The organism is Cupriavidus sp. USMAA2-4, assembly GCF_001854305.1.
In the GTDB taxonomy this organism is placed as follows: domain Bacteria; phylum Pseudomonadota; class Gammaproteobacteria; order Burkholderiales; family Burkholderiaceae; genus Cupriavidus; species Cupriavidus malaysiensis.
Genome location: NZ_CP017748.1, coordinates 2,276,651 through 2,295,174, shown reverse-complemented (window position 1 = coordinate 2,295,174; position 18,524 = coordinate 2,276,651). Strand labels below are relative to the sequence as shown.

The window sequence follows — 18,524 nt, the reverse complement described above, 5'->3', positions numbered from 1 at the left end:
TTGCGCTGGTGCATTCGCCCCGTCTGTCCCCCTTTTGGTGATGTCTGTGACACAAACGCTTGCTTCCACCCCGCGCCTGCGCACGCTCGGCATGTCGGCCGAAATCGCCGCCCGGCTGCGGACCATGATCGAGGAGGGCGAGCTGCCGCCTGGTGCCCGCGTCGACGAGCGCGCCTTCTGCGAACTGTTCGATGTGTCGAAGACGCCGCTGCGCGAGGCACTCAAGGTGCTGGTCGCGGAGGGGCTGGTGCTGCACCGGCAGTACATCGGCTATCGCGTCGCGCCGCTCGACCTGGACGAACTGCGCGCCACCTTCGAGACCCTGCACGGGCTGGAGGCGCTGGCCGGCGAGCTGGCGGCCGCGCGGCTGTCCGAGGCCGCGCTGGCCAAGCTGGAGCGGCGCCACCAGGCCATGCTCGAAGCCCACGCCGCCGGGCGGCGCACCGAATACTTCCGCATCAACCAGGAGATCCACCAGGTCATCATCGACGGTGCCGCCAACCCGGTGCTGGCCGGCATCTATGCCGCGCTGATGAGCAAGGTGCACCGCGCGCGCGGCGCCGCCAACGCGGACACCCTGCGCTGGCAGGAATCGCATGAGGAACACGAAGCCATCATGGCCGCGCTGCGCGAGCCCGGCCGCCCGCGGCTGGCCGCGGTGCTGCGCCACCATTCCGAGAACACCGCAAGAGAAGTGCTGAGCGTGGTCGAGCGCAGCTTGTCCGAGCCCGCCCGACGCCTGGCCAACGACAACCGAGGACAACGATGAAACTAGTACGAGTGGGCAAGCCCGGCGCCGAGCGCCCAGGCCTGATCGACGCCGAGGGCCGCGTGCGCGACCTGTCGGGCGTGACCGGCGGGATCGGCGCGGCCGACCTGTCGCCGGCCGGGCTGGCCCGGCTGGCGCAGGTGGACGTGGGCGCGCTGCCGGTGGTGGAGGGCGAGCGCTTCGGCGTGCCCTGGAGCGGCATCGGCAAGATCGTGGCGATCGGCCTGAACTATGCCGACCACGCCGCCGAGGCGGGCATGCCGCTGCCGGCCGAGCCCATCGTGTTCCTCAAGGCCAACAGCTCGCTGAACGGTCCGGACGACGCTGTGATGCTGCCCTTCGGCTCGGTCAAGAGCGACTGGGAGGTCGAGCTCGGCGTGGTGATCGGCACCACCGCGCGCAACGTGGCGCGCGAGTCGGCGCTGCAGCATGTGGCCGGCTACTGCGTGGTCAACGACGTCTCCGAGCGCGAGTTCCAGATCGAGCGCGGCGGCACCTGGGACAAGGGCAAGGGCTGCGACACCTTCTGCCCGGTCGGCCCCTGGCTGGTCACCCGCGACGAAGTGGCCGACCCGCAGGCGCTCGGCCTGTGGCTGGAGGTCAACGGCGAGCGTGTGCAGCAGGGCAGCACCGCCACCATGGTGTTCGACGTGGCCACGCTGGTCAGCTACGTCAGCCGCTTCATGACGCTGCACCCCGGCGACCTGATCTGCACCGGCACGCCGCCGGGCGTGGGCATGGGCTTCAAGCCGCCGCGCTTCCTCAAGGCCGGCGACACCATGCGCCTGGGCATCGACGGCCTGGGCGAGCAGCGCCAGGGCGTGGTCGCCTACGGCGAACTCTGAGGCCGCGGCCGGCCGGGTTTCCCACCCGGCCGCCGGGCCCGGGCAAGTTCCGCAGCGAAACGTTTTCACACAAAGCCTGAGGTTTCCACACAAAGCGTGCCGCGGCCGCAACAGTCGCGGCATCGGATGCGCCCCAATCGGATAGAAAGCGGGCCGCGGCATTCCCCTGGCGATTTCAGCGTGAAATACTGTGTTCACAAGTCTCGTCAGAAAGAGCATCGCCATGTCGGAACACGCCCCCGAGCTCGAGACGCTTCTCGAGCGCAATACTCGCAACACCCCCGCCCCCGCCACCGATACCCCTGACGGTCCCCCGCTGCAGCAGGCCCTGGCGCACCACCGCCGCTACTGCGAGCTGGGCGACACGCTCGACAGCCGCGACGAGCTGCAGGCCATCCGCCACCGCATCCACCAGAACCCGGAGCTGGCTTTCCAGGAACTGCAGACCGCCGAACTGGTGGCCAGCCGCCTGGAAGCCTGGGGCTACGAGGTGACACGCGGCGTCGGCGGCACCGGCGTGGTCGGCACCCTGCGCAGCGGCGAGGGCGGGCGCAGCATCGGCATCCGCGCCGACATGGATGCCCTGCCGATCCAGGAACTCACCGGGCTGCCCTACGCCAGCGCCAACGCGGGCCGCATGCACGCCTGCGGCCACGACGGCCACACCACCGTACTGCTGGGCGCGGCGCGCCAGCTGGCCCGCACGCGCCGCTTCCGCGGCACCGTGCACCTGATCTTCCAGCCCGCCGAGGAAATCGGCGCCGGCGGCGGCGCCGAACGGATGCTGGCCGACGGCCTGTTCGAGCGTTTTCCCTGCGATGCCATCTTCGGCCTGCACAACCATCCGGGGGTCGAGACCGGCACCTTCATGTTCCGCACCGGCCCGCTGATGGCCGCCTGCGACACCGTGGTCATCACCATCCGCGGCAAGGGCGGCCATGCCGCCCGCCCGCACCAGTCGGTCGACCCGATCCTGGTGGCCGGCAGCCTGGTGATGGCGCTGCAGTCCGTGGTGGCCCGCAATATCGATCCCAACGAAACCGCCGTGGTCACCATCGGCACGCTGCACGCCGGCCATGCCGCCAATGTGATTCCCGACAGCGCGCGCATGGAACTGAGCGTGCGCTCCTTCTCGCCCGAAGTGCGCGCCGCGCTCGAGAGCCGCATCCGCCAGATCGTCACGGCCCAGGCCGAAAGCTACGGCGCCAGCGCCGAGATCGACTACCAGCGTGGTTATCCGGTGCTGGTCAACAGCGAGGCCGAGACCGAATTCGCGCGCCAGGTGGCGGAGGAACTGGTCGGGCCGGACAAGGTGGTCGCGCCCTGCGCGCGCGTGGCCGGCAGTGAGGACTTTGCTTACTTCCTGCAGCAGCGGCCGGGGTGTTTCGTGCGGTTGGGGAATGGGGTGGGCAAGCCTTTGCTGCACAACGCGGGTTATGACTTCAATGATGCGTTGTTGACGGTGGGGGCGGCGTATTGGACGAGGTTGGTGGAGCGGTATCTGGAGTGAGGGTGGGGTTTGTTGTTTCGCAGTGCGTGGCTTTGTGCTTGGGTTCAGGCGGTGTCGGTGTGCGGGGCAACGGCTTGTTTTGGCTCTCGTGACTTGACGCTTGTCGTGTGGGTTCGGGCGGTGTTGGTCTGCGAGACAACGGCCTGTTTCGACTCCCCTGCGGGGAGCCGACCTACTTTCTTTGTCTCGCTGTATAGACTGGGGACATAGGTGACACCTGTGCGAGGACATGGTTGACACATATTAGGCCGCCTGGTGGTCGTTCAAATCGATGTAGCCGAAGCAGTGATCGACGAAATACAGATCGAATCGTCCATCGTGGTTGGGTTGTGGGCGCAAGGCGACCGGGAAATCTCGTAGGGCATTGGACACTTTGAAGGTTTGCCCGCGAAAGCGCAGTTGTCCGTCCCATTTGATCTTCACTACCAGATCGTCAGGGCCGTATTCGATCTCCGGTAGCACCTCCGGATAGGAGCGAGGACTGGGCTGATAGCGTGTCACCGGCGTCGCCAGGCCGAGTGCCTCGTGTGGGCGCTGCAAGTTGTAGATATCGCGCCAGGCATCAAACGCATGCTGGGCTTGCAGGCTGGAGGCAAAGCCACGGGCATTGATCACTTCGGCTTTGAGGGTGCGGTGAAAGCGTTCGTCCTTGCCATTGGTTTGAGGATGGGCCGGACGGCTATGGGTCAGGCGCACGCCCAGCCGGATGAGCCAGACCCCCAGGCCGGTGAGCTGCCCCGGTTGTGAAGGACTGCCCCACGGCGCCCCATTGTCGGCGTTGATACGCCAAGGCAGTCCGAAGTGGCGAAAGGCCTGAGCCAGGTGCTCCTGGACCACAGCGGTGTGGGTCTGCGTACAGGCGGCCAGCGTGACGGCGAAGCGGGAATGATCGTCCAGTACCGTCAATGGTGAGCACATCTGGCCATCGTGCGTGCGAAAGCCGCCCTTGAAATCCATTTGCCACAGCTGATTGGGCGCCGCATGTTCAAAGCGTTGCCAGGGCTGGGCCTTGACCGAGGCTTCGGGTGAGATCAGGCCATGCCGATGCAGGATGGACGTCACGGTGCTCGGAGCCGGCACCGGTGTGTGGCCCAGATCCTGAAGCCGCCGGCTGATCTTGCGCCCGCCCCAAGCCGGGTGCTGCAGGCGCAGGTCGACGACCAGTCGCTCCAGTTCCTCCGCCGTTCGGGTCGGACTGGTCGCGGGCCGGCGCGACCGCTCGACCAAGCCAGCCATCTCCTGTTCGGTGTACCGAGCAATCCACTTATAGCCGGTCTGCGGGGAGATGCCGTAGCGTTGGCATAGCTGGCGGCGATTGCAGCCCTCTTGCTGGGCGAGCAGGACGAATTCGTGGCGCAGGCTCATGGTGTCGCGTGGGCTCCAGGGCATGACGGACTCCGGCAGAAACTCTGCCGTGAAGTGTCAACCATGTCCTCGCACACCTGTCCACCATGTCCCCGGTCTATACATCTCGCCAAAGAAAGTAGGCAAAGAAAGGCGACCCGGGTGCGGCGCCCCCCCTCGCGAATGGGCCCCGGCCGCCGCGCCCGTCCGAACTCGCGGCCTGCGGCCGCTCAGACAGCGGACGGGCTTCATCGGCGGCCGGGGCCCATTCGCGAGGCGCCGCACACGGGAGGGAAAGGCCAAACCGTTGGTATGCGAGCGGGCTTGCTCTTGCATGCTGGCTTGGCTGGTTGAGCCTTCGTGTTCGGCCAACTCGCTGGCCGAACATCTATCTCCGAAGCGCTGGACAGAGTGCAAAAGCGAAAGCCAAGCCATCGGTCTGCCAACGAGTTCGATATAGCGTGAAGGCTTGGTCTGCTGAGCTTTCGTGTTCGGCCAGCGAGCTGGCCGAACACCCGTCACCCGAAGCGAAGCGAGGCGTGGCGTCTGTTCCCTGCCGTGTGCGGCGCCTCGCGTGCTGGGGCAAAGAGCGGAAAAGAGGGCCCCCTGTCTGAGGATCGCCTTAAGGCGATCCGAGTTGGGGCCCGGCCGCTCTTTGCCCCAGCACGCGAGGGGGGGTTGAGCCGCACCCGGCGCGCCTTCTTTGCCTACTTTCTTGGCAAGACAAGAAAGTAGGTCGGCTCCCCGCAGGGGAGTCGAAACAGGCCGTTGCCTCGCACGCCGACATCGCCCGAACCAAAGCACCAAGTCACGAGAACCGAAACAGGCCGTTGCCCCGCAAACCGACAACGCCCGAATCGAAGCCCCAATCCCCAATCCCCAATCCCATTCCCCCTCACCGAAAAAACCCACTAGGCGGCACCCCGAACTGCCTCCTGAACATCGTAGAAAAAGCACTCGGACTCTCATAACCCAGATCCAACGCCACATCCACCACCTTGACCCCGGCCGCCAGCCGCTCCAGCGCCGCCAGCAGCCGCGCCTGCTGGCGCCACTGCCCGAAGGTCATGCCGGTCTCGCGCGCAAAGCGCCGCTGGATGGTCTTGGGATCGACGCCGAGCCGCCCGCCCCACTGCGCCAGCGTGAGCGCGGTGTCGGGCGTGGCGGTGATGGCTTCGCAGATCTGCCGCAGGCCGGCATCGGCGGGGCGCGGCAGGTGCAGCGGCAGGGTCGGCACCAGCATCACTTCGTCGAGCAGCAGCCGCATCAGGCGCCCGTCGCGCGAGTCCGGCGCGTAGGTGGCGGGGATGTCGATGGCGGCCAGGATCAGTTCGCGCAGCAGGGCGGAGATGCCCAGCACGGTGCAGCTCTGCGGCAGGCCGGCCGCGGCATCGGGGCGCACGTAGGCGGTGCGCATCTGCACGCGGCCGACCATGCGGATCCAGTGCACCGTGCCGCCCGGCATCCACATGCCGCGCGTGGGCGGCACGATCCATTGGCCTTCGCCGGTGGAGACCACCATCACGCCGTGCACGGCGTGGATCAGCTGGGCATGGGGGTGCTGGTGCGGCTTGGTCACATGGCCGGGCAGGTAGTCGGCCGCCATGGCGGTGACCGGCATCGGGCCGCGGTCGTAGCGGACGTAGGCGGGGGTTTCGGCGTAGGTGTCGGCGCGGGCCAGGGCGGCCGGGTCGGGGGCGGGGGCGGGCGGCAGGCGGCGGGTGGGACGGGTCATGTCCGTTTCTCCAATGTTCCGGACCTATTCTCGCAGGACAGGCGTCGCGGCGGCAATTAGCATGGCCGTCACGATTCCCTTGAAGCGACCTCAGAGAGCGCCCCCAATGTCCACGCCTGCCCAATCCGCGCCGCCGGGTGCGGCCCAGCCAGCCCAATCGGCCCAATCGGCCCATCGTGCCGCCGATGCGGCCCATCGTGCCGCCGACGCCGAGCGTACCGGTTTCCGCGTCCTGTCGGCGATCAGCTTCGCCCACTTCCTCAACGACATGATCCAGTCGCTGATCCTGGCGATCTATCCCATGTTGAAGGGGGGCTTCAACCTGAGCTTCGCCCAGATCGGCCTGCTGACGCTGACCTACCAGATCACCGCCTCGCTGCTGCAGCCGGTGGTGGGCCTGTACACCGACCGCCATCCCAAGCCTTTCTCGCTGGCGGTGGGCATGGGCTTCACGCTGTGCGGCCTGCTGCTGCTGTCGGTGGCACCGACCTACGGCGTGCTGCTGGTGGCGGCCGCCCTGGTCGGGACCGGTTCCTCGATCTTCCATCCGGAGTCGTCGCGGGTGGCGCGCATGGCGTCGGGCGGGCAGCACGGGCTGGCGCAGTCGATCTTCCAGGTGGGCGGCAACGGTGGCAGCGCGACCGGGCCGCTGCTGGCGGCGTGGATCGTGCACCAGCAGTCGAACCTGGCCTGGTTCTCGCTGGCGGCGCTGCTGGCCATCGCGGTGCTGTGGCAGATCGGCGGCTGGTATGCGCGCCAGCTCGAGCACGGCGCGCGCAAGCGCAAGGCCGGCGCCGGCACGCTGGCGCCGCTGCCCACCGCCACGGTGGTGCGGGCGATGGTCGTGCTGATGCTGCTGATCTTCTCCAAGTACTTCTACATGGCGAGCCTGAACACCTACTACACCTTCTACCTGATGGAGAAGTTCGGGCTGGCGCGCGAGAGCGCGCAGCTCTACCTGTTCGTGTTCCTGTTCGCGGTGGCCGCCGGCACCATCCTGGGCGGCCCGATCGGCGACCGCATCGGCCGCAAGCGCGTGATCTGGGGCTCGATCCTGGGCGTGGCGCCGTTCACGCTGATGCTGCCGCATGCCAACCTGTTCTGGACCGGCGTGCTGTCCTTCATCATCGGCTTCATCCTGGCCTCGGCCTTCTCGGCCATCCTGGTGTTCGCGCAGGAGCTGATCCCGGGCAAGGTGGGCATGGTGTCCGGGCTGTTTTTCGGCTTCGCCTTCGGCATGGGCGGCATCGGCGCCGCGGTGCTGGGCCGGCTGGCCGATGCGCAGGGCATCGAGTCGGTCTACCAGCTGTGCGCCTTCCTGCCGCTGCTGGGGCTGCTGGCGGTGTTCCTGCCCGACCTGCGGCATCGGCAGGGCAAGGCCTGACGCCGCTGCGGCGGTCAACGGATAACGGAAAACGGGGGCGCCTGCCCCCGTTTTCTTATGCCGGTGCCGGTCCCGCGCGGCGCGTGGCTCAGCGCCCGGTCTTGTCCTGCGACACGTCCATGATCATGCGCGTCAGCAGGTAGAGGCGCGGCGCCACCGAGTTGAGGTCGACGTACTCGGCATCGTTCGAGTGCGCGCCGAAGCCGCGCAGGCCGAAGCGCTCGATCACCGGCGCCTTGGTGGCGGCGGCGGCGAAGGCCGCGTCGGTGCCGCCGCCCTCGGCGGTGTCGAACACCGCCAGCTTCTCGCCGATCTCGGCATAGACCGTCTGTGCGTGCGCGGCCAGTGCGCGCGAGGCCGGCGTGGCTTCCAGCGGCGGGCGGCGGCGCTCGAACCTGACCTCGACCTTGGTGTCGGGGATCAACTGGTTCTTGATGCGTTCCTGCAGCTTGCGTTCGAGCGCGTCGTAGTCGGCCGTGCGCAGCACGCGCACGTCGGCCTGGGCGCTGGCGATGGCGGGGATCACGTTGCGGTTGGTGCCGGCCGAGGCGATGGTCCAGTTGACCTTCAGCCCGCTCGCCGGGTCGGACAGGTCGCGCATCTGCAGCACCTGGTGCGACAGCTCGTAGAGCGCGTTGCGGCCCTGCTCCGGCGCGCCGCCGGCGTGCGAAGCCTTGCCCGTCACCTTGAGCTGGACGGCGCCGATGCCGCTGGTGGCCAGCGACAGGCGGTCGCCGTTGACGCGCGTGGCCTCGCACGAGAACACCGCGTCCTGCTCGGCGCCGAGCCGGCTCAGCATGGCGCGCGCGCCGGGCGAGCTGATCTCCTCGTCGCCGTTGACCAGCACGGTCAGCGTGCCGTAGTCCTGGAAGTTCATCTTCTTCAGCACCGCCAGGGTGTGCAGGATCACCGCCACGCCGTTCTTGTCGTCGGCGATGCCCAGCCCGTAGGCGCGCTCGCCGTCGATGCGGAAGGGTTGCTGCGCCAGCATGCCGCGCAGGTAGACCGTATCCATGTGGGCGATCAGCATGATCTTGCGCGTGCCCTTGCCGTGGAACTGCGCCAGCACCATCTTGCCGACCTTCTGCGGCGTGTCTTCCATGCGGTAGACCTCGCCCGGCTCGACCAGCCTGGCGTCGCCGCCGAGCGCCGCCAGGCGGTCGCGGATCAAGGTGGCGACGCGATCCAGGCCTTCGAGGTCCTTGCTGCCCGACTCGATCGAGACCAGGTCCTTGAGCGTATCGAGCAGGGCCGGCTTCTCCTGCTGCGACAGCTGCCAGGCCGGTTCCACCGGCGCGGCGTAGGCGCCGGCCGCGAGGCTGGCGCACAGCGCGGCGCAGGCGGCCAGCGCGGCGGGGCGCAGGGCGTGGATCAGGCGGGGGGAAGACGAGGGGCGCATGCGTGGGACTCCGTGGGCAGGGTGGAAGGACAGCGGTAAGCAAGAAGCGCGCGCACCCGGCCGCCGCCGCAGCAGCGGCGGCGCGGTCGGCGCGCCGGGGCGCGGCTTCAGGCCGGCGGTTCGAAGGACAGCAGCAGGCGCCGCAGCAAGCCGGCCAGCTGCTCGCGCTCGGCCGGCGCCAGGCCGGCCAGCAGGCGGTGCTCGTTGGCCACGTGGATCTCCAGCGCGCGGTCCACCCGCTCGAAGCCGGCCGGCGTCAGTTCGATGCGCAGGCCGCGGCGGTCGTCCGGGTTGGGGCTGCGGCGCACCAGGCCGGCGCGTTCCAGGTGGTCGAGCCGGTTGGTCATGGTGCCCGAGGTGATCATCAGCGATTCCATCAGCGCGCCCGGCGACAAGGCGTAAGGGGCGCCGCTGCGGCGCAGCGTGGCGAGCACGTCGAACTCCCAGCCGTTCAGGCCCGCGGTGGCCAGCGCGGCTTCGACGGCGCGGTCGGTATGGCGGTCGAGGCGCCACAGGCGGCCGATCACGCCCATCGGCGAGGCATCGAGATCGGGCCGTTCGCGCGCCCATTGCGCCAGGATGCGGTCGACGCGGTCGGCCGGGTCGGACTGGTGGGGGGCAGGTGCGCCGCCGTCGCGGCGCGCGGCGGCGCGGCGTGCGGGGCCGGCGGGGGAGGGTTTGCTGGAGCGTGTGGCCATCGCGGTGGTGGGCCAAAGGTCGTGGCGACGATATGGGAATCTTGACATCGAGATATTCGCTTCGTAAAGTGGTTTTTATCTTGATGTCGAGATTCTTGATATGAATGAAGATCAACTGACACGCGCCCCGCATTCCGCCGGTTCCGCCGGTTCCGCCGGATCGCAAGACATGGCTGGCACGGACGGGCCGGCACCGCCGCGCCGCCATGGCCTGGATACGCTGCTGACGGCCCTTGCGCCGGCGATCTGGGGCAGCACCTACCTGGTCACCAGCCAATGGCTGCCGCCGGGCCAGCCCTTGCTGTCGGGGGTGATCCGCGCGCTGCCGGCCGGCCTGGTGCTGCTGCTGCTGGGGCGGCGCCTGCCGCGCGGCAACTGGTGGTGGAAGGCGGCGCTGCTGGGCGTGCTCAATATCGGTTTCTTCCAGGCCATGCTCTTCATGGCCGCCTACCGCCTGCCGGGCGGGGTGGCGGCGACGGTGGGCGCGATCCAGCCGCTGCTGGTGGTGGCCCTGGCCTGGACGCTGCTCGGCACGCGCCCGGGCGCGCTGGCCTGGGCGGCCGGCGCCGGCGGCCTGCTGGGCGTGGCCCTGCTGGTGCTGGGGCCGGCGGCGCGCCTGGACGCGGTCGGGCTGGCGGCCGCGGCGGCCGGGGCCGTGTCGATGGCGGTGGGAACCGTGCTGACGCGCCGCTGGCGGCCGCCGGTGGCACCGCTGGTGCTGACCGGCTGGCAGTTGTGCAGCGGCGGCCTGTTCCAGCTGCCCTTCGCGCTGGCGCTGGAACCCCTGCCGGCCAGGCTCGGCGCGGTCCAGCTCGCCGCCTATGCCTGGCTCGTCGTGGCCGGCGCGGGGGTGAGCTACGCGCTGTGGTTCCGCGGCATCGCGCGCCTGCCGATACCGGCGGTGTCGGCGCTGGGCCTGCTGAGCCCGGTGGTGGCGACCTTGCTGGGCTATGCCGTGCTCGGCCAGGCATTGACGCCGCTGCAGATGGCCGGCGCGCTGCTGGTGCTGGCCAGCGTCTGGCTCGGCCAGCAAGGCGGCGCCGCGCGCGGTCCCGCGGCCGCGCCGGCGGCGCGCTCAGCCGCGGCGCCGTGAGACCAGCGGCGCGGCGCGCACGAAGCGGCAGGCCGCCGCCTCGTCCAGCATCCAGCGGGCCATGGCCGCATAGGAGACCGGCAGCCAGGAATTGCCGGCGTCGGCCCAGCCGGTGCCGGCGGCCGGTGCCTCGTCGCGTCCGCGCGCATTGACGGCGGCGCGCACCAGGGTCCAGCGCAGCGAGGACAGGGCGCCGGCGCCCAGGCCATCGACCACCGCCTGCAATTCCGCGGCGCCGCGGCCCATGCGTCCGGGCAGCCGGGCGAAGGCGCGCATCAGCCGGCTGGCCGGCTGGCCGGGCGGTGCGCTCAGCAGGGTGTTGACCAGCAGGATGCGATCCACGCCGGCCGCCTGCATCGCGCTTTCGAGTGTGGCCAGGTGCCGCGACAGCAAGGCCGACGGGTCCTGGCTGGTTGCGGTCACACCGACCGCGCTCAGCACGGCGCCGGCGCCCGCGAAGGCGCGCGCCAGGGCGTCGCCGTCGGCCAGCGCCGGCACCACCGCGATACGGGAACCGGTGGGCACCGCGCCGATGCGCTCGGGGCGCGAGCGCACGATGGCGGTGAAGCCAATGCCCAGGGCGCGGCACCTGGCCAGGATGCCCTGGCCGAGGCCTCCGGCGGCACCGAGGACGGCCACGTGCGCGGGACGCAGTGCACAGGGCGCGACGGCAGGCTTGGCAGGCAGGGCAGGCGGGGTGTCGCGGGTGGCTGTCGTCATCGGTCGGAGGGTGTTGCGCGCGGGCGCGGAGCGCGCATTGTGGCATCACTGTGGCGCACGTGGCACTTCCCCGGCGGCCGATCGGGCGCCAACGGCGGGCAACTGCGGCCAATTTCCCATGCAGGCGCGGTATCGGCCACGGCCCGGGCCGTGGCCGCGTGGATGTTGCGGCGCCGCGTTTTGCGGCATCATGCGGACATGAAGTCAGATGCCCCCCCCACCCCGCCGGCCGCGACCGTGTCCGCCTGCGCCCGCTGCCGCGCGCTGGCGGCCGATGCGCGCCGGCGCGAGCCGCATGCCGGCCTGGCCCTGCAGCACACGGCCCCGGTCACGGAGCAATGCGAGGCCGGCGTGGCCTACAGCAAGCTGACCTTCGTCTGCCGTGACTGCGGCACCGAGTGGCGGCTCTACGACCGTGCCGGCGAACCCTTCGTGGCGTGGGCGCCGGCGCGTCCGCTGACCACGTAGGCGAGCGTGCGCGGCGCGGTACGCCCTGCGCGGAGCGCATGATCCCGATCGGCTAAGATAGCGTCCTTGCGCACCGCCGCGCGCGCTGGCCGAGCGCCGCCTGTCACCTATCGCCCAGCGCCCATCGCCGCGCGTCGGCCCCGTCTCCTTCATTCTTGGCAGCATCCTCACCCATGGCTCTTTCCTCCCGCCTCCGCTCGCTGGCCGCCCTGTCGCTCGCGGCCTGCGCGGGCACGGCCCTTGCCGCGCCCGACAATTTCCCCAGCCGCCCGATCCGCCTGATCGTGGCCTATCCGAGCGGCGGCATCAGTGACACGGTGGCGCGCGCACTGGGCGAAAAGCTGTCGGCGCAGCTGGGCACCTCGGTGGTGGTCGAGAACCGCGGCGGCGCGGGCGGCAGCATCGGCATCGATGCCGTGGCCAAGGCACCGGCCGACGGCTACACGCTGGGCTTCTCCTCGACCAGCCCGCTGACGCTGACGCCGCACGTGTCCCACGTCAACTACGATCCGAAGCACGATATCGCGCCGGTGATGAGCGTGATGTATTCCCCGGTGCTGGTGGTGGCGACCCACAGCTTCCAGGGCAAGACCTTCCAGGACCTGCTGGCGCAGGCCAAGGCCAAACCGGGCTCGGTGCGCTGGGCCACCTCCGGACAGGGCACCATCGGCCACGTGATGCTGGAGCAGATCAAGGCCAAGACCAGGACCGACCTGATCATGGTGCCCTACAAGGGTGCGGGCCAGCAGCTCAATGACGCGCTCGGCGGCCAGTTCGAGGTGATGAGCACCAATGCCAGCCCGATGCTGACCCAGCACATGCAGGCCGGCCGCCTGCGGCCGCTGGCGGTGGGCGCGCCCAAGCGCCTGGAATCGCTGCCCGCGGTGCCGACCTTCGCCGAGCTGGGCATTCCCAGGGCCAACCTGACCTCGACCTTCGGCATCTTCGCCCCGGCCAAGACGCCGCCCGCCATCCTCGCCAGGCTCAACACCGAGCTGAACAAGGCGCTGGCCGAGCCGGACGTGCGCGACCGCCTGCTCAAGGGCGGCGTGGTGCCGACCGGTGGCAGCGCAGCCCAGTTCGCCGCGGCCATCCGCGGCGAATACGAGGACAACGCGCGCATCGTGCGCGAGGCGGGTATCAAGGAGGACTGAGTCCGCGCAGCTCCGCCAGGCTGCGCGGCTCGAGCAGGTCGAGGCGGCAGCCGACCGCGCAGATGGCGCTGAGCCGCACGCCGTTGTGCGGCCACAGGCCCAGCTTGGTGCGCACGCGCGACAGGTGGCTGTCGATGGTGCGCGAGGTCTGCGGCACGGCGCGCCGCCACACGCGCTCGCACAGGATCTGGCGCAGCACCAGCTGGCCGGCATGGCGGAACAGCAGCACGGCCAGGTCGAACTCCTTGGGTGCCAGCGGCACGCAGCGGTTGCGCACGTAGGCGCGCCGCTCGGCCAGGGCGAAGCGGAACACGCCCACCACCAGGTCGCCGCAGCCGGCCGCCGGCGCGGTGCGCCGCGCCAGCGCCTGCACGCGCGCGGCCAGCTCGCCATGGCGCAGCGGCTTGGCGACGAAGGCATCGGCCCCGTCGGCGAAGCAGTTGGCGATATGGGCCTCGTCGTCGCGCTCGCTCAGCAGCATGACGGGCAGCGCGGCGCCGAGCGCGCGCCGGATCCACAGCAGCACGTCGCGGCCGGCGATGCCGCGTACTTCCCAGTCGAGCAGCAGCATGTCGAACGACTCCCGGCGCAGCGCCTGCATCAGCGCCTGGCCGCCGCGGAAGCGCACGCAGCTGTGCCCGTTCAGCAGCAGGGTCTGCTCCAGCAGCAGGGCCTGCGTCGGATCGTCCTGCAAGGCAGCGACCTTCATCGAAATCCCTCCTGGCACGCTCGGATCGGTCCGCCATGTTAGACGCGGTCCCGGTGGCGGCCAAAGTCAAAATTTGTCTCCGCAGCCGCGCCACCGGCCTGCCCGGTTCCCCGCAACACAATCGCTGTTCGATTTGAGATTTGTCTCAGTGTGTTTGCCTGGGGCAAGCGCTTGAATGGTGCTGCCCTGCGCCGCCTGCCGTCCGGCGCGCGGCGATGCCGGCGCGGGGCCGGCGCACACGAGGCGGCTGGCAGATGGAGGCAAATCCGATGGAAACGAGAATCGCATCGCTCGAAGACGACCCGGCGCAGGCCGCATGGATCCAGCATGTGCTGCGCAATGCCGGCCTGCACTGCGTCAGCTTCGAAGCCGGGCGCGAGCTGATGCTGAGCCTGCGCGAGCACAGCTTCGATGTCCTGCTGCTCGACTGGCAGCTGCCCGACATGAGCGGCAAGGACCTGCTGTGCTGGGTCCGCGCCAACGTGGACCGGCGCGTGCCCGCCATGTTCCTGAGCTGCCGCGACGCGGAGGAAGACATCGTCGGCGGGCTGCATGCCGGCGCCGACGACTACATGGTCAAGCCGATCCGGCCGGCCGAACTGGTGGCGCGCCTGCAGGCCCTGCTGCGCCGCGCCGCCGCCGGCCCGCGCCCGGGCAACTCGCCCATCGAGCTGGGCGGCTACACGCTCGACTGCGCGGCCCGCTCGGCCGCGCGGCACGGCCGGCCGCTCAAGCTGACGCCGAAGGAGTTCGACCTGGCCGTGCTGCTGTTCCGCAACGAAGGCCGCATCGTCTCGCGCGACCACATCGTGGCGGCCGTGTGGGGGCGCGAGATCTCGCCGCTGTCGCGCACCATCGATACCCATATGTCACGCGTGCGCGGCAAGCTCGGCCTGCATCCGTGCAACGGCATGCAATTGGTGCCGGTGTACACGCACGGCTACCGGCTGGAGTGGCTGGAGCGCGGCGGGTCCGACGGCGCCGAGGCGATGGCCGCGGCCTGAGCGCGCCCGCGCGGGCGCATCCACCATGAAAAAAGGCACCCGCAGGTGCCTTTCTTCGTGGCTTCCGTGCCGCTGGCAGTGCCAGCCGGGCATCAGAAGATGTGGCGGATACCCGTTGCCACGCCGAGCTGGTTGTTGCGGCCCGGCAGTTCGGTGACGGCGCCGCCGGTCACCTTGTTGTAGTCCACGGTGCCGTACAGCTGGGTGCGCTTGGACAGCGAGTACTCGGCCAGCAGCACGCCGGTGTAGCGGTTGCCGGCGTTGTTCGACACACCGTTCACATTGGTGATGTGGTCGGCGTAGAACACGCCCGTCAGCGCCAGGGCCGGGGTGGCCTGGTAGGTCACGCCGAGGAAGCCGGCGGTGTCCTTGCGCGGGTTGTTCTGGAAGTTGCCGCCGGCCGGGACCCGGTTGCCGCTGATCGACGCGTCGGCGTTCATGAAGCCGTTGTCGATGATGCCGGTGCGGTCCTTGCCACCGATGTAGCCCAGGAACAGCTTGGCAGGGCCGATGCCGTACTTGCCGGAGGCGCCCCACATCTGCTGCTTGTTGCCGTTGATGTCGCGGATTTCCTGGTAGACGCCACCGACGGCGAACGGTCCCATGCTGTAGGACGCGCGGGTACCCCAGTACTGGTTGGTGGTGATGCTGCCGGGCTGCTCGCCGAAGCCGTAGCTGGCGCCGACGTTCAGGCCGCCGAACGCGCCGGAGTAGCTGATGACGTTGTCGCGGCGGAACTGGGTCAGGAAGAACGGCCAGGCGTTGGCGGTGTAGTTGCCGATGGTCAGCGGATCGAAGTCGCCGAAGAAGTTGAAGCCTTCGGTGTACTGGCGGCCCAGCTTGACGGTGCCGAAGTCGCCGGCCAGGCCGACGTAGGCCTGACGATTGAACAGGCGCGAGGAGTCGTTCTTGGCGCCGGTGTCGATGCTGTAGCCGTTTTCCAGCTGGAAGATCGCCTTCAGGTTGTTACCCAGGTCTTCCGCGCCCTTCAGGCCCCAGCGGCTTTGCGTCACGGCGCCGTCGGTCATCTGGAACTGGCCGTCGTTCTTGGCGTTCGAGTTGGTCGTGTAGCGGACGCTGACGTCAGCGATGCCGTACAGGGTGACCGAGGAGGACTGGGCGTAGGCGCTGCTGGCCAGCAGGGCGCCCGCTGCGAGGGTCAGGGCTGATTTCTTCATGGTGCTCCTTTTCTGTCGTTCTGATTGCGTGGCACCGGATCGCGGCGGCACACATGGTTACGTCTTGTCATAACGCCGCCAAAATTTATCAAAACGACGGGAACTTAGGAGCAAACCGGACAATTGAGCGTACATTTCCCGGCCAAAACGTTGTCAGGCCGCGACACCAGGCTGCAGGTGTCCCCGCTGGAACGGGTGGGATATGCCCCAAAGGGGGGATAAGAAGGCACGCCGTGGCGCTGGACACGCCGCAGGCGCCACGACGTGCCGCCGCCGCCACAGCCGCCGGCGGGCGCGCGGGGGAGGGGGACGCGGGATGGAGGCGGGAGGGGCGCGGGAGCGGCGCGCGCGGCGGCGCGGGGAAGGCAAAGGGCCGGCCGGGGCCGGCCCGGCCGCCGCGATCAGCCCTGCGGGATCTCGATCTTGACCTCGAGCACTTCGAGGTTGTCCTGGCGCTCCAGGCTCACGCGCAGGTCCTCGTCGCTGATCTTGACGTACTTGGAGATCACCGCCACCAGCTCGCGCTGCAGTGCCGGCAGGTAGTCGGCCGGGGCCGAGTGGCCGGTGCGCTCGTGCGCCAGGATGATCTGCAGGCGCTCCTTGGCCACCGACGCGGACTTTTTCTTCTCCCCCAGCAGGAAGGACAGAATCGACATGGGTACGGTCCTCCTTGGGTTACTTGCTGCCGAAGATGCGGGACAGCAGGCCGGGCTTCTGGTAGTCGGTGAAGCGCATCGGCTTGTCCTTGCCGAGGAAGCGGTCGACCACGTCGGCGTAGGCATCGGCCACGTCGGTGCCTTCCAGGTGGATGGCCGGCGTGCCCTGGTTGGAGGCATGCAGCACCGCCTCGGATTCCGGCACCACGCCGATCAGCTTGATGCGCAGGATTTCCTGGATGTCGGTCAGCGACAGCATCTCGCCGCCATGCACGCGCTTGGCGTTGTAGCGGGTGATCAGCAGGTGTTCCTTGATCGGCTCGCCGCCCTCGGTGGCGCGCTTGGTCTTGGAAGCCAGGATGCCCAGGATGCGGTCGGAGTCGCGCACCGAGGATACTTCGGGGTTGGTGACCACCAGCGCTTCGTCGGCGAAGTACATGGCCATCAGCGCGCCGCTCTCGATACCGGCCGGCGAATCGCAGACGATGTACTCGAAGCCCATGTCGGTCAGGCCGTTGATGACCCGCTCGACGCCGTCACGGGTCAGCGCGTCCTTGTCGCGCGTCTGCGAGGCCGGCAGGATGAACAGGTTCTCGCACTTCTTGTCCTTGATCAGGGCCTGGTTCAGGTTGGCCTCGTTCTGCACCACGTTGATCAGGTCGTAGACCACCCGGCGCTCGCAGCCCATGATCAGGTCGAGGTTGCGCAGGCCGACGTCGAAGTCGATGACGGCCGTCTTGTGGCCGCGCAGGGCCAGGCCCGCCGCAAAGCTGGCGCTGGTGGTGGTCTTGCCGACGCCTCCCTTGCCGGAGGTCACAACGATGATTTTTGCCATGGCTCTTGGTCCAGTAATAGGGTTGCTTGCTTGAGTTCAGGTTCGGCCGGCGGCGCTCACTTCATGCGCAGCGGCTCGAGGATCAGTTTTTCTTGGGCCAGGCGTACCTGGGCGGACTTGCCCAGTACCTCCGCCGGCAGCGTCTGCTCGGCGGTGCGATAGATGCCGGCGATGGAGATCAGTTCGGGCTCCAGGCAGGTGCAGAAGATGCGCGCGTCCGGATTGCCCTTGACACCCGCCAGCGCGCGGCCGCGCAGCGGGGCATAGATATGGATGTTGCCCTCGGCGATGACTTCGGCGCCGTAGCTGACCAGGTCGAGGATGACCACGTCGCCCTGGGCGTAGATCTGCTGGCCCGAGCGCAGCGGCCGGTCGATCACCAGGGTCGGCACCGCCTGCCGCACCGGTTCGGGCGCGGGGGCCGGCGCCGGCGCGGCGGTCTCGGCGGCGGCCGGTGCTGCCTCGTCGGCGTCCTGCGCCGCCCGGGCCGGCTGGCCCGCCCTGGCGCCGCGCCGGCTCTGGCTGTCGAGCAGCGGCAGGCCGAAGGCGCCGGCCCAGCCGCGCTGGTCGGGACGCGCCACCACGCCGATGGCGCGGGCCTTGAGGGTGGACAGCGTATCGATCACCTGTTCCAGCGCGACCGGCGCCTCGTCGGGCAGGCGGCGCAGGTCCAGCGCGACGACGTCGTCGGAGAAGAAATCCGGCGTGGCTTCGAAGCGGGACAGCAGATCGTCCCGGAGCGCGGGCACGTCAGCGGTCTCGAGGGAGAGAAGGAGGGCGTCGACGTTGCCACTGCGCAGCTCGAAGCGTGGCGATTTCTTCTGGGACATGGAGCCGGTGACCGTGGAAATGCCACATTCTAACGTCGTCTGCCGCACGAACTGTAACAATTCCGCCGTGCACGCGGGGCAGTGCCGCAAGCGGCGCGCTGCCGTGCGCTGGCGCAAGGCGCACAACGGGCACAACGTGCGCAACGTGCGCAACGTGCGCAAGGCGGGCAGGACCTGACGGCGGCCACGGCCG

General features: G+C 69.4%; 19 protein-coding genes. 9 read left to right on the top strand and 10 right to left on the bottom strand.

All coding sequences use genetic code 11. From position 1 onward, the window contains the following. The first annotated feature begins 40 nt into the window (after positions 1–40). From BKK79_RS10160 to BKK79_RS10150, 3 genes are all read left to right on the top strand, one after another. Positions 41–769: a GntR family transcriptional regulator gene (locus BKK79_RS10160; protein WP_071037634.1), complete on the top strand. Its 729-nt coding sequence runs from the start codon at positions 41–43 to the stop codon at positions 767–769. After that, positions 766–1,614: a fumarylacetoacetate hydrolase family protein gene (locus BKK79_RS10155; protein ID WP_071010658.1), complete on the top strand. Its 849-nt coding sequence runs from the start codon at positions 766–768 to the stop codon at positions 1,612–1,614. Before BKK79_RS10160 ends, BKK79_RS10155 begins: the two co-directional genes overlap by 4 nt. Positions 1,615–1,837: 223 nt before the next feature. Continuing rightward, positions 1,838–3,124 carry a M20 aminoacylase family protein gene (locus tag BKK79_RS10150; RefSeq protein ID WP_071037633.1) on the top strand — a complete coding sequence of 429 codons (1,287 nt, stop codon included), beginning with the start codon at positions 1,838–1,840 and terminating at the stop codon, positions 3,122–3,124. 243 nt (positions 3,125–3,367) lie between these two features. Here the strand turns inward: BKK79_RS10150 and BKK79_RS10145 are convergent, their stop codons facing one another. Next, positions 3,368–4,513, bottom strand: a complete 1,146-nt coding sequence (locus BKK79_RS10145; RefSeq protein ID WP_071037632.1) for an IS481 family transposase — start codon at positions 4,511–4,513, stop codon at positions 3,368–3,370. Between the two features lie 850 nt (positions 4,514–5,363). Further along, on the bottom strand, positions 5,364–6,203 hold the full coding sequence (locus BKK79_RS10140; protein WP_071037631.1) for an AraC family transcriptional regulator: 840 nt from the start codon (positions 6,201–6,203) through the stop codon (positions 5,364–5,366). A gap of 106 nt (positions 6,204–6,309) precedes the next feature. Between BKK79_RS10140 and BKK79_RS10135 the strand changes: the two genes are divergently transcribed. Next, positions 6,310–7,587 carry an MFS transporter gene (locus BKK79_RS10135; RefSeq protein ID WP_071010661.1) on the top strand — a complete coding sequence of 426 codons (1,278 nt, stop codon included), beginning with the start codon at positions 6,310–6,312 and terminating at the stop codon, positions 7,585–7,587. A gap of 88 nt (positions 7,588–7,675) precedes the next feature. Here the strand turns inward: BKK79_RS10135 and BKK79_RS10130 are convergent, their stop codons facing one another. Beyond that, on the bottom strand, positions 7,676–8,986 hold the full coding sequence (locus BKK79_RS10130) for a M20/M25/M40 family metallo-hydrolase (protein ID WP_071037630.1): 1,311 nt from the start codon (positions 8,984–8,986) through the stop codon (positions 7,676–7,678). Positions 8,987–9,093: 107 nt separating this feature from the next. Further along, entirely contained in the window at positions 9,094–9,732 is a 639-nt protein-coding gene (locus BKK79_RS10125) for a MarR family winged helix-turn-helix transcriptional regulator (RefSeq protein WP_335582903.1), read from the bottom strand. Between the two features lie 121 nt (positions 9,733–9,853). On the opposite strand from BKK79_RS10125, the gene BKK79_RS10120 reads away from it, so the two are divergent. Further along, on the top strand, positions 9,854–10,777 hold the full coding sequence (locus tag BKK79_RS10120) for an EamA family transporter (RefSeq protein ID WP_071038490.1): 924 nt from the start codon (positions 9,854–9,856) through the stop codon (positions 10,775–10,777). Here the strand turns inward: BKK79_RS10120 and BKK79_RS10115 are convergent. Further along, entirely contained in the window at positions 10,760–11,497 is a 738-nt protein-coding gene (locus BKK79_RS10115; RefSeq protein WP_071037629.1) for an NAD(P)H-binding protein, read from the bottom strand. The two genes, BKK79_RS10120 and BKK79_RS10115, sit on opposite strands and share 18 nt — an antisense overlap. A 198-nt stretch (positions 11,498–11,695) precedes the next feature. Between BKK79_RS10115 and BKK79_RS10110 the strand changes: the two genes are divergently transcribed. Both BKK79_RS10110 and BKK79_RS10105 read left to right on the top strand, forming a co-directional pair. Then, entirely contained in the window at positions 11,696–11,965 is a 270-nt protein-coding gene (locus BKK79_RS10110; RefSeq protein WP_071037628.1) for a hypothetical protein, read from the top strand. A gap of 173 nt (positions 11,966–12,138) precedes the next feature. After that, complete coding sequence (locus BKK79_RS10105) at positions 12,139–13,119, top strand: Bug family tripartite tricarboxylate transporter substrate binding protein (RefSeq protein ID WP_071010665.1); 981 nt, start codon at positions 12,139–12,141, stop codon at positions 13,117–13,119. On the opposite strand, the gene BKK79_RS10100 is transcribed toward BKK79_RS10105, so the two are convergent. Further along, complete coding sequence (locus BKK79_RS10100; protein ID WP_071037627.1) at positions 13,106–13,828, bottom strand: response regulator transcription factor; 723 nt, start codon at positions 13,826–13,828, stop codon at positions 13,106–13,108. The two genes, BKK79_RS10105 and BKK79_RS10100, sit on opposite strands and share 14 nt — an antisense overlap. Positions 13,829–14,097: 269 nt before the next feature. Between BKK79_RS10100 and BKK79_RS10095 the strand changes: the two genes are divergently transcribed. After that, positions 14,098–14,832, top strand: coding sequence for a response regulator transcription factor (locus BKK79_RS10095; protein WP_071037626.1), 735 nt, complete (start codon positions 14,098–14,100; stop codon positions 14,830–14,832). 92 nt (positions 14,833–14,924) lie between these two features. Here BKK79_RS10095 and BKK79_RS10090 read toward each other — a convergent pair whose 3' ends face one another. The 4 genes from BKK79_RS10090 to minC form a co-directional block, all read right to left on the bottom strand. Next, the gene (locus tag BKK79_RS10090) at positions 14,925–16,010 is read right to left on the bottom strand and encodes a porin (RefSeq protein ID WP_071010668.1); all 1,086 of its coding nucleotides are present in this window, start codon (positions 16,008–16,010) and stop codon (positions 14,925–14,927) included. Positions 16,011–16,411: 401 nt separating this feature from the next. Next, complete coding sequence (minE, locus tag BKK79_RS10085; RefSeq protein WP_071010669.1) at positions 16,412–16,666, bottom strand: cell division topological specificity factor MinE; 255 nt, start codon at positions 16,664–16,666, stop codon at positions 16,412–16,414. A 19-nt stretch (positions 16,667–16,685) separates the two neighbouring features. After that, the gene (gene minD, locus BKK79_RS10080) at positions 16,686–17,501 is read right to left on the bottom strand and encodes a septum site-determining protein MinD (RefSeq protein WP_071010670.1); all 816 of its coding nucleotides are present in this window, start codon (positions 17,499–17,501) and stop codon (positions 16,686–16,688) included. A gap of 56 nt (positions 17,502–17,557) precedes the next feature. After that, positions 17,558–18,331, bottom strand: a complete 774-nt coding sequence (minC, locus tag BKK79_RS10075) for a septum site-determining protein MinC (protein ID WP_071010671.1) — start codon at positions 18,329–18,331, stop codon at positions 17,558–17,560. Between minC and BKK79_RS10070 the strand changes: the two genes are divergently transcribed. After that, positions 18,330–18,509, top strand: a complete 180-nt coding sequence (locus tag BKK79_RS10070; protein ID WP_071037625.1) for a hypothetical protein — start codon at positions 18,330–18,332, stop codon at positions 18,507–18,509. The two genes, minC and BKK79_RS10070, sit on opposite strands and share 2 nt — an antisense overlap. The last annotated feature ends 15 nt before the right edge of the window (positions 18,510–18,524 follow it).

What these genes read in the sequence shown, in the direction of transcription:
- BKK79_RS10090 (WP_071010668.1), bottom strand. Translation starts at nt 16,010, where the DNA reads ATGAAGAAATCAGCCCTGACCCTCGCAGCGGGCGCCCTGCTGGCCAGC.
- BKK79_RS10150 (WP_071037633.1), top strand. Translation starts at nt 1,838, where the DNA reads ATGTCGGAACACGCCCCCGAGCTCGAGACGCTTCTCGAGCGCAATACT.
- BKK79_RS10155 (WP_071010658.1), top strand. Translation starts at nt 766, where the DNA reads ATGAAACTAGTACGAGTGGGCAAGCCCGGCGCCGAGCGCCCAGGCCTG.
- BKK79_RS10105 (WP_071010665.1), top strand. Translation starts at nt 12,139, where the DNA reads ATGGCTCTTTCCTCCCGCCTCCGCTCGCTGGCCGCCCTGTCGCTCGCG.
- minE (WP_071010669.1), bottom strand. Translation starts at nt 16,666, where the DNA reads ATGTCGATTCTGTCCTTCCTGCTGGGGGAGAAGAAAAAGTCCGCGTCG.
- BKK79_RS10140 (WP_071037631.1), bottom strand. Translation starts at nt 6,203, where the DNA reads ATGACCCGTCCCACCCGCCGCCTGCCGCCCGCCCCCGCCCCCGACCCG.
- BKK79_RS10115 (WP_071037629.1), bottom strand. Translation starts at nt 11,497, where the DNA reads ATGACGACAGCCACCCGCGACACCCCGCCTGCCCTGCCTGCCAAGCCT.
- BKK79_RS10120 (WP_071038490.1), top strand. Translation starts at nt 9,854, where the DNA reads ATGGCTGGCACGGACGGGCCGGCACCGCCGCGCCGCCATGGCCTGGAT.
- BKK79_RS10160 (WP_071037634.1), top strand. Translation starts at nt 41, where the DNA reads ATGTCTGTGACACAAACGCTTGCTTCCACCCCGCGCCTGCGCACGCTC.
- minD (WP_071010670.1), bottom strand. Translation starts at nt 17,501, where the DNA reads ATGGCAAAAATCATCGTTGTGACCTCCGGCAAGGGAGGCGTCGGCAAG.
- BKK79_RS10130 (WP_071037630.1), bottom strand. Translation starts at nt 8,986, where the DNA reads ATGCGCCCCTCGTCTTCCCCCCGCCTGATCCACGCCCTGCGCCCCGCC.
- minC (WP_071010671.1), bottom strand. Translation starts at nt 18,331, where the DNA reads ATGTCCCAGAAGAAATCGCCACGCTTCGAGCTGCGCAGTGGCAACGTC.
- BKK79_RS10110 (WP_071037628.1), top strand. Translation starts at nt 11,696, where the DNA reads ATGAAGTCAGATGCCCCCCCCACCCCGCCGGCCGCGACCGTGTCCGCC.
- BKK79_RS10135 (WP_071010661.1), top strand. Translation starts at nt 6,310, where the DNA reads ATGTCCACGCCTGCCCAATCCGCGCCGCCGGGTGCGGCCCAGCCAGCC.
- BKK79_RS10095 (WP_071037626.1), top strand. Translation starts at nt 14,098, where the DNA reads ATGGAAACGAGAATCGCATCGCTCGAAGACGACCCGGCGCAGGCCGCA.
- BKK79_RS10100 (WP_071037627.1), bottom strand. Translation starts at nt 13,828, where the DNA reads ATGAAGGTCGCTGCCTTGCAGGACGATCCGACGCAGGCCCTGCTGCTG.
- BKK79_RS10125 (WP_335582903.1), bottom strand. Translation starts at nt 9,732, where the DNA reads ATGTCAAGATTCCCATATCGTCGCCACGACCTTTGGCCCACCACCGCG.
- BKK79_RS10145 (WP_071037632.1), bottom strand. Translation starts at nt 4,513, where the DNA reads ATGCCCTGGAGCCCACGCGACACCATGAGCCTGCGCCACGAATTCGTC.
- BKK79_RS10070 (WP_071037625.1), top strand. Translation starts at nt 18,330, where the DNA reads ATGGAGCCGGTGACCGTGGAAATGCCACATTCTAACGTCGTCTGCCGC.